Annotated in this window: 14 protein-coding genes; 6 read left to right on the forward strand and 8 right to left on the reverse strand. The window is 62.5% G+C overall.

What is annotated here, in order from left to right; genetic code table 11:
• The first annotated feature begins 49 nt into the window (after positions 1 to 49).
• From MESCI2_RS0110865 to MESCI2_RS0110875, 3 genes are all read left to right on the forward strand, one after another.
• On the forward strand, positions 50 to 919 hold the full coding sequence (locus MESCI2_RS0110865) for an NAD(P)-dependent oxidoreductase (protein ID WP_013531708.1): 870 nt from the start codon (positions 50 to 52) through the stop codon (positions 917 to 919).
• 9 nt (positions 920 to 928) lie between these two features.
• Positions 929 to 1,633 carry a DNA alkylation repair protein gene (locus tag MESCI2_RS0110870; RefSeq protein WP_027036618.1) on the forward strand — a complete coding sequence of 235 codons (705 nt, stop codon included), beginning with the start codon at positions 929 to 931 and terminating at the stop codon, positions 1,631 to 1,633.
• A 150-nt stretch (positions 1,634 to 1,783) separates the two neighbouring features.
• Complete coding sequence (locus MESCI2_RS0110875) at positions 1,784 to 2,353, forward strand: DUF3299 domain-containing protein (protein WP_027036619.1); 570 nt, start codon at positions 1,784 to 1,786, stop codon at positions 2,351 to 2,353.
• Positions 2,354 to 2,380: 27 nt separating this feature from the next.
• Here the strand turns inward: MESCI2_RS0110875 and MESCI2_RS0110880 are convergent, their stop codons facing one another.
• From MESCI2_RS0110880 to MESCI2_RS0110895, 4 genes are all read right to left on the reverse strand, one after another.
• Positions 2,381 to 2,872, reverse strand: a complete 492-nt coding sequence (locus MESCI2_RS0110880; RefSeq protein ID WP_006205209.1) for an Lrp/AsnC family transcriptional regulator — start codon at positions 2,870 to 2,872, stop codon at positions 2,381 to 2,383.
• Positions 2,873 to 2,980: 108 nt separating this feature from the next.
• Positions 2,981 to 3,661, reverse strand: a complete 681-nt coding sequence (locus tag MESCI2_RS0110885) for a uracil-DNA glycosylase family protein (RefSeq protein WP_032900655.1) — start codon at positions 3,659 to 3,661, stop codon at positions 2,981 to 2,983.
• The gene (locus MESCI2_RS0110890; RefSeq protein WP_027036621.1) at positions 3,601 to 4,212 is read right to left on the reverse strand and encodes a glutathione S-transferase; all 612 of its coding nucleotides are present in this window, start codon (positions 4,210 to 4,212) and stop codon (positions 3,601 to 3,603) included. The genes MESCI2_RS0110885 and MESCI2_RS0110890 overlap by 61 nt, the downstream gene beginning before the upstream one ends.
• Before the next feature lie 43 nt (positions 4,213 to 4,255).
• The gene (locus MESCI2_RS0110895; RefSeq protein WP_027036622.1) at positions 4,256 to 4,876 is read right to left on the reverse strand and encodes a thermonuclease family protein; all 621 of its coding nucleotides are present in this window, start codon (positions 4,874 to 4,876) and stop codon (positions 4,256 to 4,258) included.
• A gap of 75 nt (positions 4,877 to 4,951) precedes the next feature.
• Here MESCI2_RS0110895 and MESCI2_RS0110900 point away from each other — a divergent pair, with 75 nt between their 5' ends.
• Complete coding sequence (locus MESCI2_RS0110900; RefSeq protein ID WP_027036623.1) at positions 4,952 to 6,472, forward strand: sensor histidine kinase; 1,521 nt, start codon at positions 4,952 to 4,954, stop codon at positions 6,470 to 6,472.
• Between the two features lie 12 nt (positions 6,473 to 6,484).
• Here MESCI2_RS0110900 and MESCI2_RS0110905 read toward each other — a convergent pair whose 3' ends face one another.
• Complete coding sequence (locus MESCI2_RS0110905) at positions 6,485 to 7,483, reverse strand: nicotinate-nucleotide--dimethylbenzimidazole phosphoribosyltransferase (protein ID WP_027036624.1); 999 nt, start codon at positions 7,481 to 7,483, stop codon at positions 6,485 to 6,487.
• A gap of 197 nt (positions 7,484 to 7,680) precedes the next feature.
• Here MESCI2_RS0110905 and MESCI2_RS0110910 point away from each other — a divergent pair, with 197 nt between their 5' ends.
• Positions 7,681 to 7,914, forward strand: coding sequence for a DUF1289 domain-containing protein (locus tag MESCI2_RS0110910; RefSeq protein ID WP_027036625.1), 234 nt, complete (start codon positions 7,681 to 7,683; stop codon positions 7,912 to 7,914).
• Between the two features lie 7 nt (positions 7,915 to 7,921).
• The gene (locus MESCI2_RS0110915) at positions 7,922 to 8,626 is read left to right on the forward strand and encodes a TIGR02281 family clan AA aspartic protease (RefSeq protein ID WP_027036626.1); all 705 of its coding nucleotides are present in this window, start codon (positions 7,922 to 7,924) and stop codon (positions 8,624 to 8,626) included.
• A gap of 10 nt (positions 8,627 to 8,636) precedes the next feature.
• Here the strand turns inward: MESCI2_RS0110915 and dusA are convergent, their stop codons facing one another.
• From dusA to MESCI2_RS0110930, 3 genes are all read right to left on the reverse strand, one after another.
• A complete protein-coding gene (gene dusA, locus MESCI2_RS0110920) occupies positions 8,637 to 9,635 on the reverse strand; it encodes a tRNA dihydrouridine(20/20a) synthase DusA (RefSeq protein ID WP_027036627.1) in 999 nt (332 codons plus the stop codon).
• A gap of 365 nt (positions 9,636 to 10,000) precedes the next feature.
• Positions 10,001 to 10,303, reverse strand: a complete 303-nt coding sequence (locus MESCI2_RS0110925; protein ID WP_027036628.1) for a DUF982 domain-containing protein — start codon at positions 10,301 to 10,303, stop codon at positions 10,001 to 10,003.
• Between the two features lie 139 nt (positions 10,304 to 10,442).
• Entirely contained in the window at positions 10,443 to 11,429 is a 987-nt protein-coding gene (locus MESCI2_RS0110930) for a dipeptide ABC transporter ATP-binding protein (RefSeq protein WP_032900728.1), read from the reverse strand.
• Between the last annotated feature and the right edge of the window lies 1 nt (position 11,430).

Below are 11,430 nucleotides of genomic sequence, written 5' to 3' on the forward strand. Positions count from 1 at the left end.
GCAGAGCCTAGACGTCTCGCAGCAAATTCCGTTTCTGAAGGGCAAGCTCATGGCATCTGTTGCATTTCTCGGTCTTGGCGTGATGGGCTATCCAATGGCCGGGCACTTGAAGAACAAGGGCGGCCATGACGTCACCGTCTACAACCGCACCAAGGCCAAGGCCGAGCAATGGGTTGGCCAGCATGGCGGCAGCCTTGCGGCGACGCCAGCACAGGCCGCCGAAGGCAAGGATTTTGTCTTCTCCTGTGTCGGCAATGACGACGATTTGCGTTCGGTGACGACCGGTCCGGAAGGCGCCTTCAAATCGATGAAGAAGGGTTCCGTCTTCATCGACAACACCACGGCCTCGGCAGAGGTCGCTCGCGAGTTGGCGGCGGCGGCGCAAGCCGGTGGATTTTCGTTTCTCGACGCGCCGGTCTCGGGCGGCCAGGCCGGCGCCGAGAACGGCGTGCTGACCGTCATGGTCGGCGGCGAGCAGGACGCTTTCGACAAAGCGAAGCCTGTCATCGACGCCTTTGCCCGCATGGTCGGCTTGATGGGGTCGGCCGGTGCCGGCCAGCTCACCAAGATGATCAACCAGATCACCATAGCCGGCCTCGTCCAGGGTCTGGCCGAGGGCATCCATTTCGGCAAGAAGGCCGGGCTCGACATCGAGAAGGTGATCGAGGTGATTTCCAAGGGTGCTGCGGGCTCCTGGCAGATGGAGAACCGCCACAAGACGATGAACGCCGGCAAATATGATTTCGGCTTCGCCGTCGACTGGATGCGCAAGGATCTCGGTATCTGCCTGGCCGAGGCCGACCGCAATGGCGCCAGACTGCCGGTCACCGCACTCGTCGACCAGTTCTACAAGGATGTGCAGGCGATGGGCGGCAAGCGCTGGGACACGTCCTCCCTTCTGGCGCGTCTCGAAAAATAGGTTTCCGCGGTGGCAGAACTCTCGCCTCAATCCAGTGCCGCGGAAATCGTCGCCCATCTTCGCGCTATCGGATCGGAGGAGAACCGCCTCGGCATGTTGCGCTACGGCATCAAGATCGACCGCGCGCTTGGCATCTCGCACGGTATGCAGCGGCAGATCGCCAGGAAGATCAAACGCAACCACGAGCGCGCCTTCGAACTATGGGACAGCGGCATCATGGAGGCGCAGTTCATTGCCTCCGTCACGGCTGACCCGAAACGGTTTTCTGCTGGAGATGCAAGACGATGGGCGGCCGGTTTCGACTCCTGGGACATCGTCGACGGCGTCTCCGACCTCTTTGTCGATACGGACGCCTGGAAGGAACTGATCGGCGAGTTCGCGGCGGACGAGCGGGAATTCGTTCGGCGCACGGCCTTCGCCATGATGGCCTGGTCTGTCGTCCACCGGAAGAAGGAGCCAGGGGCGACCTTCCTCTCCTTCCTGCCGATCATCGAAGCGCATGCCACCGACAGCCGCAATTTCGTGAAGAAAGCCGTCAACTGGGCGCTTCGGTCGATCGGCAAAAGATCGATGGACATGCATGGTGCTGCCCTTGCTGCCGCCGAACGACTGGCGCAGTCGGCAGACAAGACGGCGCGCTGGATCGGCAAGGACGCAGTGAGGGAACTGACCAATGCCAAGACGATCGAGCGGATCGCTGCCAGGAAAGGCTGACGGACGCGACTTCATGGGCTTTCGCGACATCCTTGTGGCACTCGGGTTCAACGAGACAGGCATGGCCGGTTCTCGCCGACATGTGATGCGGCTCGAGCGTTGACGTCATTAGCAACGGCGTCTTTACTCCAGACCCAAAGGACGCGGCCAATGAGCAAATATGTCAGATCAACCATAGTGCTCGCAGCTGCGTTGTTTGTGTCCGCTGCCGTTGATGCCTCGGCCGAGACCGCGCACATATTCTGGAAGGATCTGCGTCCGGCTACACAATCCGCCGCCGAAAACGTCGGGTTGCCGATGATCGCGGCAAAATTGCCCGACCATGGCGAGACGCTGTCTGTCAATCTGCAGGACAAAAGCATTCAGTTGGCCGGCTATGCATTGCCGGTCGATCGCGATGGCGACCTTGTCTATCAGTTCTTGCTGGTGCCGTGGACGGGTGCGTGCAGCCACATGCCGACGCCGCCACCCAACCAGATCGTCCTGGTCACGCCGGCCCACCCCTACAAGATGTCGGAAGCCTATCAGCCGGTCGCCGTCACCGGGGCGCTGAAGCCGGACATGGAGAAGAGCCAGCTGTTCATCCTCGATGGTGTCAGCGTCATCCAATCCGGCTACACGGTGCGCAAGGCAGAGGTAGTCGCCGTGGACAGCGTGCCGGATACGATCACGCTGCCGGTGAACTCACCCTGGAGTTTCCTCAACAAAAAGAAGAACTAAGCGGGACGACCTTATGCGAGGTCAAGCTCAGGCGGCGTTGGCACCCGATTCCTTATCCAGCACCATGTAGTCGAGCGGGATCTCGGTCGTGTACTTGATCTGCTCCATGGCGAAGGACGACGACACGTCACGGATTTCGATCTTGGCGATCAGCCGCTTGTAGAAGGCGTCATAGGCGGCGATGTCGGGCACCACGACGCGCAGGAGATAGTCGACGTCGCCGCTCATGCGGTAGAACTCGACCACCTCGGGAAACTCCTGGATGACTTCCGAGAAACGCCGCAGCCATTCATGGCTGTGCGAATTGGTGCGGATCGACACGAAGACGGTGACGCGCACATTGACCTTTTCATGGTCGAGAATGGCAACGCGCCGCTTGATGACGCCCTCTTCCTCGAGCTTCTGGATGCGCCTCCAGCAAGGCGTCGTCGACAGCCCGACTTTCTTGGCGACATCGGCGACCGCGAGTGTCGCGTCCTCCTGCAAGAGGCGGAGAATTTTTCTATCGAGGCGATCCATATCGTGCTCCCAGGGGAATAGATTGCCTATACTCTGCCTTATCCAGGCCTTTCACAAGAAAGAAATTCTGCCGATCGGGCAAAAAGCGAGTGATTTCTTGCTGAAAGGTCAACTAAGGCGATAGCGGATTTCCGAACGCAGAAAAGGCAGCAAATCCATTTCAAACCATGGATTCTTCTTCAGCCAGCCGGTGTTGCGCCACGACGGATGCGGCAGCGGCAACACTTTCGGACCGACGGAATTCTCCCAGATGGAGCGCCACTCCATGACCGTTTCCGTCAGGGAAGGCCGGCGCGCCGCACCCATGTGCCAGGACTGCGCGTAGATGCCGATTGTCAGCACCAGATCGATCCGTGGCATCGAGGCCATCAAAGGTGCGCGCCAGGCCGCCGCGCATTCGCGCCTCGGCGGCAGGTCTCCTCCCTTGGCATCCTGGCCGGGAAAGCAGAAACCCATCGGGACGATGGCGAATTTTTCGATGTCGTAGAATTCGTCGCTCGTCACACCAAGCCAACTGCGCAAGCGATCGCCGGAGGCGTCGGTGAACGGCATGCCCGACAGATGCACCTTGGTCCCCGGCGCCTGGCTGGCGATCAGGATACGGGCGCTGGACGATGGGCGCAGCACAGGTCGTGGCTCATGCGGCAACGGCTTGCCGGCCGGATTTTCCACGCAGATGCGACAGGCGCGGACCTTGGCGACGAGGTTTTCGAGTTCGGCAGTCATTCTCAGGCTGATGCGCTCGGCCGGCTGGAGACGGCCTGATGCCAACGCAACACATTCGAGCAATCATCCGGCACCTTGATGCGTGCCGGCTTCATGAAGTCGACAGCGATCAGGCCGGTGATGTCGGCGATCGAATAGCTGTCACCGGCGATGAACTCCCGGCTGCCCAGTTCGCCATCCAGCAGCCTGAGGAACGCCACGGCCTTCGGCTTGTTGGCCTCGCCCCATTCGGAGACCTGCGGGATTTCCCATTCCTTCATCGCCGGATGGATGTGCCGGAAGGCCTGCGTGACGCAACTGAGCAAATTGAATTCCATCCGCCTCTGCCACATCTCGACCTGCGCCTTGCCGAGTGCGCCACGCCCGAACAGGGCCGGTTCGGGATGCAGCTCCTCGAAATAACGGCAGATGGCGACGGATTCCGTGATGATGGTGCCGTCGTCGAGTTCCAGCACCGGCAGGCGCTGCAAGGGATTGCGCGAGCTGACCGCCTGCTGCCTGTGTTCCAGCGCCCCCATGTCGATGGGCACCTGCGCAACCTCGATGCCTTTCTCGGCCAGGAAAACGCGGACCCGCCGTGGATTGGGCGCCCGGCCACCGTCGAAGAGTTTCATTCCATCCTCCTGTTCGTTCTCGGTTCCAGTTCCAGGATGTGCATCACCAGAAGCGAAAAATCTCGCGCACGGCATCGCCGATCGACGCCAGCGTGCCGTGCTTCTTCTCGACGACTTCGCCGTGATGGCTGTCTCGCCAGTCTTGCGGCTGATCGAACGTTCCCGCCCAGATGCCGGCCTTTCCCGCGCGGGCGACGGCCTCCTCGCTCTCGAAGTCGCCATAGGCAACCGCCCAGCCCGCCTCGACCTGCGCGCGGTTGAGATCCTTGCCGCCGGCGGTGCAGTCACCGAGCAGCCGGCCATAACGATCACGCTGCCAGCCGGCACAAGAGACGGGCTTGCCGGCAATCAGGCGAACCAGCGACTGGCGCGCAAGCGTGCCGCAGGAATAGTCAGTGCCGTTCTTGCGGCAGGTCTGCGCATATTCCGGAGCATCGATGCCGCGCATGCGGATACGCTCGGTGCCAAGCGTGATCGAATCGCCGTCGTTGATGATTGCCAGGCCTTGTGTCTTGCGTGTCTCCACCCGGTCGAGGCGGGCCGCCAGCAGGATCAGCAGTCCGAGGATGATGACGGCAAGCCCGTAATCCACCAGCCGGCGCCACAGGCTTCTGGGGCGCGCAACGTATCTCCGGCGCGGTCTTGGCGACCATGAGCGGCTCATATGGCAAACGGTTGGTTAATCATTCGAACGTAGCTTAACACTTGGAAACCGCTGCTCGCATAAATTGAAGTTTTGATGCCCTTGCAACGCTCGAACACAGCGGACAAGTTCATTGTGGACCGCAGGAAACCTCATCGCAACAGCGATGTGGCGCGCGCGGTGCGCAAGACGCGTGACCGTCTTTCGCAGCAGGCCGGCAATCCCGATTTCGATCGTGAACTGCTGAAGCTGCATGCCCGCGCGATGACAAGCGGCGCCATCGCCATCCCGCTTCTCGTGCTGGCGATGGCCGCGGGTGGCCGGCTGGCCGGAATCGGCAACGAGATCGGGCTTTGGGCGCTGTTCACCCTGACCTGCTACACCATCGTTGCCTTCATGGCGCGGCGCATCGAGCGCACTGAAGCTTCCGAGCTCAACCCTTTGCAAGCACGACGGGAATTCCTGATCGGCCATTTCCTGTGCGGTCTCGGCTGGGCATGGTTCGTGTGGCTTGGCTGCAGCGTCTGCGAGGTTGATCCATTCCACATCGTCAAGGCCGTGGTGCTGTTGTTCGCCATGGCGGCGACCGCGGTGATGACCTCGTCTCTGCGCGGGGCGCTGCTGGCGACCTTTGCCCTTCCCGTTGCGCTCTACGCCTATGCCGGCGCTAAGCTATGGATGCCGGTCGAGGCGATCATGGCCGCGCTGCTGGTCGTGTCGCTGCCGTTCTTGGCCTATGTGGCCCGTCATCTCAACCACTCGTCCCTGATGATGTTGTCGTTCCGCTCCGAAAAGGATGCGCTCATCGCCGAACTGGAGACGGCGAAATCGATGTCGGACGAGGCGCGGCGGCGGGCCGAGGACGCCAATCTGGCGAAATCGCGGTTCCTCGCTTCGATGAGCCACGAATTGCGCACGCCGCTCAACGCCATTCTCGGTTTTTCCGAAGTGATGTCGAACGAGGTGCTGGGGCCGATGAGCAATCCCACCTATCGCGACTACGCCCATGACGTGCACGAATCCGGCCAGCATCTGCTCGACCTGATCAACGAGATTCTCGACCTGTCGCGCATCGAAGCCGGCCGCTACCAGCTCAACGAAGAGCCGGTGATGCTGCTTGGTATCGTCGAGGACTGCTGTCACATGATGGAGTTGAGGGCGCGCAACAAGGATATCCGGGTCGTCCAGGATTTCGAGCACGAGCTACCGCGCCTTTTCGCCGATGAGCGTGCGGTGCGGCAGATCACGCTCAACCTTCTGTCGAATGCGATAAAATTCACCGCCACCGGCGGCGAAATCCGTGTCCGCGTTGGTTGGACCGCGGGCGGCGGACAATATATTTCGATCAAGGACAACGGGCCGGGCATACCGGAAGACGAGATTCCGATCGTGCTTTCCGCCTTCGGCCAGGGCTCCATTGCCATCAAGAGCGCCGAGCAAGGCACCGGCCTTGGCCTGCCGATCGTGCAGGGGCTGCTTGCCATGCACGGCGGCGAGTTCGAACTTCATTCCAAGCTGCGCGAAGGGACCGAGGCGATCGCCATCTTCCCGCTCAGCCGGGTGATGGAGGAGCTGCCAGCACTGCCGACCGCGGCGGTCGCAGCTCGACGGCGGTAATCCGGCAAGACTCTAGCCGTGTACCGCCGCAGCCATGCCCGAACTGGTCAGCGCGGCGGCCTTGACCAGACCCGCGGCAAGGGCGGCCCCCGCCCCTTCGCCATGGCTGATGCCCAGATCAAGCAACGGGCGCAGCCCGAGCCGTTGGGCGGCGCGTGCATGCGCGGGTTCCGGCGACAGGCTGGCCAGCAGGCAATGATCGAGCGCGGCGGGATTGACGCCATGCAGTACCGCTGCGGCTGCCGTGGCGGCCAATCCGTCGAGCAGCACCGGGATATTCTGCATGCGCGCGGCAAGGATGGCGCCGGCGATCGCTGCGAATTCACGGCCGCCGACCCGGCGCAGCGCCTCGAGCGGGTCGCCGAGATGGCCGCCATGAAAAGCCAGCGCCGCATCGACCACGTCGGTCTTGCGTGCCTGCATCGCCGCATCGGCGCCCGACCCCGGGCCGACCCAATCGGCGCCCCTGCCCCCGAACAGCGCCGCAAACAGGGTGGCGGCGACGGTGGAGTTGCCGACGCCGAGATCGCCGAGACACAAAAGGTCGGTGCCGCCGGCGATCGCTTCCATGCCGAAGGCCATGGTGGCGGCACAGCCACGCTCGTCCAGTGCGGCCTCTTCGGTGATGTCGGCGGTCGGGATGTGCAGGGCAAGATCGAAAACCTTCAGCCCGAGATCGTAGGTAATGCAGATCTGGTTGATCGCGGCACCTCCGGCGGCGCAAAGCTCGACCGCGTTGGCGGTCGCCGCCACCGGCCGTGGCGAAATGCCGTGGCGCGTGACGCCGTGATTGCCGGCAAAGACCGCCATCAGCGGTCTTGTCACCGCGGGCGGAGCCCGTCCGCTCCAGGCGGCCAGCCAGGCAGCGATGTCCTCGATGCGGCCAAGCGAATTGCCTGGTTTGTCGGCCTTGGCAAACAGCGTGCGCACGCGGGTCTCGGCTGCCGTGTCGGCCGCCGGCAGATTGGCCAACAGGTTGCGAAAATCGTCGAAAGGCAGTGCGCTGGTCATCTTGTTATCGATCATTCCCTGGAGTTGGTGAGCGGCATAGCCGCCTTGCGGAGTTGGCACAACCTCTGGGATGATGGGCCTGCATTTGCCGCAAAGCCGGCCCCGAAGGGCGCAATCGCGAGGGCTTGCATTGGCTTTGCCGTTGCACCATGTGGAGGTGGAACAAGGAATTCCGGATGGAATCCCAAGAGAAAGTCATGACGGCCATCGAATCCCCGTGCATCCTGGTCTGTTCGATCGACATGAAAACCGGCTTCTGTTTCGGTTGCGGTCGCACGCGCGAGGAAATCGGCGCCTGGATCGGGATGACGACGGAAACGCGACGCAGCGTCATGGCGCAATTGCCGGCCCGGCTGGAGACGGTCGAGCGCCGGCCGCGCCGGGAAACGCGCCGCACCCGCATGGCGCGCGAACGCGACGCGCTATCGTGAGGTGCGGATGAGCCGGTTGTTCTGGATTTTGATGGCCGCGATCGGGGTGGGAGCAGTCCTGCTCATGCTCAACGATTCCGCCGGCAGCACGCTCGGCGTGGAGAACAACGATTTCAGCCGGCTGATCTGGCTCGGCGCCTTTGGCGCCCTTATCGGTGCCGCGCTGCTTCGCTCGGGCCGACCCCTGGGCGCCATGGCCCGCAATCTCGGCGCCTGGGCGGCGATCGCACTCGCGCTGATCGCCGGCTACCAGTATCGCTATGAGTTGCAGGATGTCGCCAGCCGGGTGACCGCGGGCCTTGTTCCCGGCAGCCCGCTTGCGCTTGGCGTCGAGGACGGCCACGCCACGGTGACGCTCGACAAGGCGGACAACGGCCATTTCGAAGCGCGCATCCTGATCAATGGCAACCCGGTCCGGGCCGTGGTGGATACCGGCGCGACCAGCACCGTGCTGACATCGCAAGATGCGCAGGCCGCCGGATTCAATCCAGCGGCGCTCAACTACACCATACCGGTTTCGACCGCCAACGGCATGGCGCGCGCCGCGGCCGTGAAAACCGATCAGATTGCGATCGGCGGCATCATGCGCAAGGATATGTCGGTGATGATCGCCGCACCCGGTATGCTCAGCCAGAGCCTGCTCGGCATGAATTTCATCGGTTCATTGTCGGGTTTTGACGTGCGCGGCGACCGCATGATCCTCAGGGATTGATCCCCGAAGCTCAAGCCGCTTCGGCTGCCGATCCACCGAACTCGACGGCCGCGAAAGCCGTCTTCAGCACGTCCGGGCCGGCGCCGGGTTTTGTCGCGTCCGTGGACAGGATCTGCCGGTAGCGGCGCGCACCGGGCAGGCCATGGAACAGTCCGACCATATGGCGGGTGACATGGCCAAGCCGCCCACCCTGTTCGATATGGCGTGCCGCATAGTCCGCCATCGTATCGATCAGCACGGCGAAATCGAAGGGCTCGGACTGGACGCCGTAGAAAGCGGCATCGACGCCGGCCAGAATGCCGGGCGTGTGGTAGGCGGCGCGGCCAAGCATGGCGCCGTCGACATGATCGAGATGCGCCCGCGCCTCTTCGATCGATTGAATTCCACCATTGATGCCGATGAATTCGTTATGTTTTCTGTCCTTTAGCCGATAGACCCTGTTATAGTCGAGCGGCGGGATGTCGCGGTTTTCCTTGGGGCTCAGCCCTTCCAGCCACGCTTTGCGCGCATGCACCCAAAGCGCGTCGGCACCGGCATCGAAAACACTATCCGCCAGCGCATCGAGAGCCGGCTCTGGATCCTGCTCGTCGACGCCGATGCGGCATTTGACGGTGACGGGAATTGTCACCGCCGCTTTCATCGCTGCGACACAGTCGGCGACGAGGTCCGGCACCTTCATCAGGCAGGCGCCGAACGTACCCGACTGGACGCGGTCTGACGGACAGCCGACATTGAGGTTGATCTCGTCATAACCAAATGCCTCGCCGATGCGCGCAGCCTCGGCAAGCTTTTCACGATCAGAGCCGCCGAGCTGCAGCGCGACCGGATGTTCCACCGCATCGAAGCCGAGCAGCCGCTCGCGCGCGCCGTGAATGACCGCGTCGGCCACCACCATCTCGGTGTAAAGCAGCGCATGGCTCGTCAACTGGCGGTGGAAGAACCGGCAATGCCGGTCCGTCCAGTCCATCATGGGGGCTATGGCTATCCTAAGCCTTTGATAATCTTGCATGTTTCGTAACTTCAATAGGTTGGATCGTGTCGTACCGACTCTACCACGCGCCGTGATAGGCCCAAGCCGCAAATTCGGCGGATGACTGGCCGGCGCGACGGCGTGCGGCGCCGAATACGTCAATCGCAAGGTAGCGTATAGGTCGACCTGGCCGGAATTGCCAACGCGTCATCTCTTTCGATGCCTGGGCGGAGGACGGAACCCTCCAGCTTCGTATAACGGTGTCTGCGCCAATGGATGTGGCTAGGAACTGGGAAGGCCAGCCCTTGAGGAACCGGGAATGGTGATGATGCTTCACATAGCGCAGCACAACGGTCCCGCGCCGCTGTAGCGCGAGACCTTGTAGGACCGTCAGGACAACAGTCTTATCGCCGCAACCCGTGCACGCTGGCCTCGCCTTCGCCGGCTACCGGCAACGCCATGTCGTCATCGAGAAGGCGCGTGATGCGGGCGAAGCCGGTGAACGCTTTCCTTGCTTCCTCGGCCGACATCTGGCCCGACAAGGCGGCCGAGCAACAATTCAGCGCGCACTGATAAACCGGACCGCGCCGTCCTGTCGGCCATTTCCGCAAGAACATCATGGCTTCGGCAACATTATCGATTTCTTCCACAGGGTGTCCCTGCCCGCGCGAAATCCGCACGGGCGAAAAGAAATGCAATTGATCCATCGTTTCCTCCCGGTCGACCGCAATGCGCTCGATCGAACCCCAGCAAACGCGCCAACAGCCGGTTGGTTCCAGGTAAAAAATGGAATCTTTTAGAAATCTGTCAGGCGAAGGCGATCACCCGTGCGGTGGTGAGTGTCGCCTACATCGTCGGGAAGTGGCAGGCAACTTTGCGACCGGGTCGGTATTCCCGCAACTGCGGCCGCTCCGAACGGCAGCGCTCTGCCGCGATAGGGCATCGGGGATGGAAACGGCAGCCGGTTGGAGGGTTCAGAGGGCTCGGTACGTCGCCGGTGAGGATGATGCGCTTGCGCGTCCCGCCGGGCGTCGTCTCCACGACGGGAACCGCCGAAATCAGCGCCTGGCTATAGGGATGGGCTGGTGCTGCAAACACGTCTTCCGCCGGCCCTTCTTCGACGATCGAGCCGAGATACATGACCGCTATGCGGGTCGAAACCTGACGCACCACCGACAGGTCGTGGGCGATGAAGATGTAAGTGAGGTTGAGTTTTTCCTGCAGATCGGCGAGCAGGTTGACGATTTGCGCCTGCACCGACACGTCGAGCGCCGAGACGGGTTCGTCCAGGACCACGAGGTCCGGGTTCAATGCAATAGCCCGCGCGATGCCGACGCGCTGGCGTTGCCCGCCGGAAAATTCGTGCGGAAACCGCATGACGTGATCCGGCAGCAAGCCGACAAGGTCGAACAGTTCCGCCACGCGTCTGGTGATCTCGCTCGACGAGAGCCTGCCATGGATGCGCAGCGGCTCGGCCACCAGGTCGCCGACGCGCCGGCGCGGATTGAGCGATGCCGACGGGTCCTGGAAAACCATTTGCAGGCGGCGCCGCAGCGGCCTGAGTTCGGACAGCGACTTCGAGGTGATATCGTTGCCTTCGAACAGAAGCTCGCCGTCCGATATGTCGTAGAGCCTCACCAGGCAGCGCGCCAGCGTGGACTTGCCGCATCCGGATTCGCCGACCAGCCCGACAGTCTCGCCGCGCCACACGGTCAGGGAAACATTGTCGACCGCATGAACGGTTCGCTTGCCTTCGGCGGAAAAACGGCTGCCGATGGAAAAACGCTTGCCCAGCGAACGCGTCTCGAGGATTGGGCGGTTCTTGTCGATCATC

Origin of the sequence: Mesorhizobium ciceri WSM4083 (assembly GCF_000519305.1) — a bacterium.
Taxonomy (GTDB): domain Bacteria; phylum Pseudomonadota; class Alphaproteobacteria; order Rhizobiales; family Rhizobiaceae; genus Mesorhizobium; species Mesorhizobium ciceri_B.

Excerpts from the sequence above, each read along its gene's own strand:
- MESCI2_RS0110915 (WP_027036626.1), top strand. The coding sequence starts at position 7,922 with ATGAGCCGGTTGTTCTGGATTTTGATGGCCGCGATCGGGGTGGGAGCA.
- MESCI2_RS0110890 (WP_027036621.1), bottom strand. The coding sequence starts at position 4,212 with ATGAAACTCTTCGACGGTGGCCGGGCGCCCAATCCACGGCGGGTCCGC.
- MESCI2_RS0110875 (WP_027036619.1), top strand. The coding sequence starts at position 1,784 with ATGAGCAAATATGTCAGATCAACCATAGTGCTCGCAGCTGCGTTGTTT.
- MESCI2_RS0110905 (WP_027036624.1), bottom strand. The coding sequence starts at position 7,483 with ATGACCAGCGCACTGCCTTTCGACGATTTTCGCAACCTGTTGGCCAAT.
- MESCI2_RS0110895 (WP_027036622.1), bottom strand. The coding sequence starts at position 4,876 with ATGAGCCGCTCATGGTCGCCAAGACCGCGCCGGAGATACGTTGCGCGC.
- MESCI2_RS0110925 (WP_027036628.1), bottom strand. The coding sequence starts at position 10,303 with ATGGATCAATTGCATTTCTTTTCGCCCGTGCGGATTTCGCGCGGGCAG.
- MESCI2_RS0110900 (WP_027036623.1), top strand. The coding sequence starts at position 4,952 with ATGCCCTTGCAACGCTCGAACACAGCGGACAAGTTCATTGTGGACCGC.
- MESCI2_RS0110930 (WP_032900728.1), bottom strand. The coding sequence starts at position 11,429 with ATGATCGACAAGAACCGCCCAATCCTCGAGACGCGTTCGCTGGGCAAG.
- MESCI2_RS0110880 (WP_006205209.1), bottom strand. The coding sequence starts at position 2,872 with ATGGATCGCCTCGATAGAAAAATTCTCCGCCTCTTGCAGGAGGACGCG.
- dusA (WP_027036627.1), bottom strand. The coding sequence starts at position 9,635 with ATGCAAGATTATCAAAGGCTTAGGATAGCCATAGCCCCCATGATGGAC.
- MESCI2_RS0110865 (WP_013531708.1), top strand. The coding sequence starts at position 50 with ATGGCATCTGTTGCATTTCTCGGTCTTGGCGTGATGGGCTATCCAATG.
- MESCI2_RS0110910 (WP_027036625.1), top strand. The coding sequence starts at position 7,681 with ATGACGGCCATCGAATCCCCGTGCATCCTGGTCTGTTCGATCGACATG.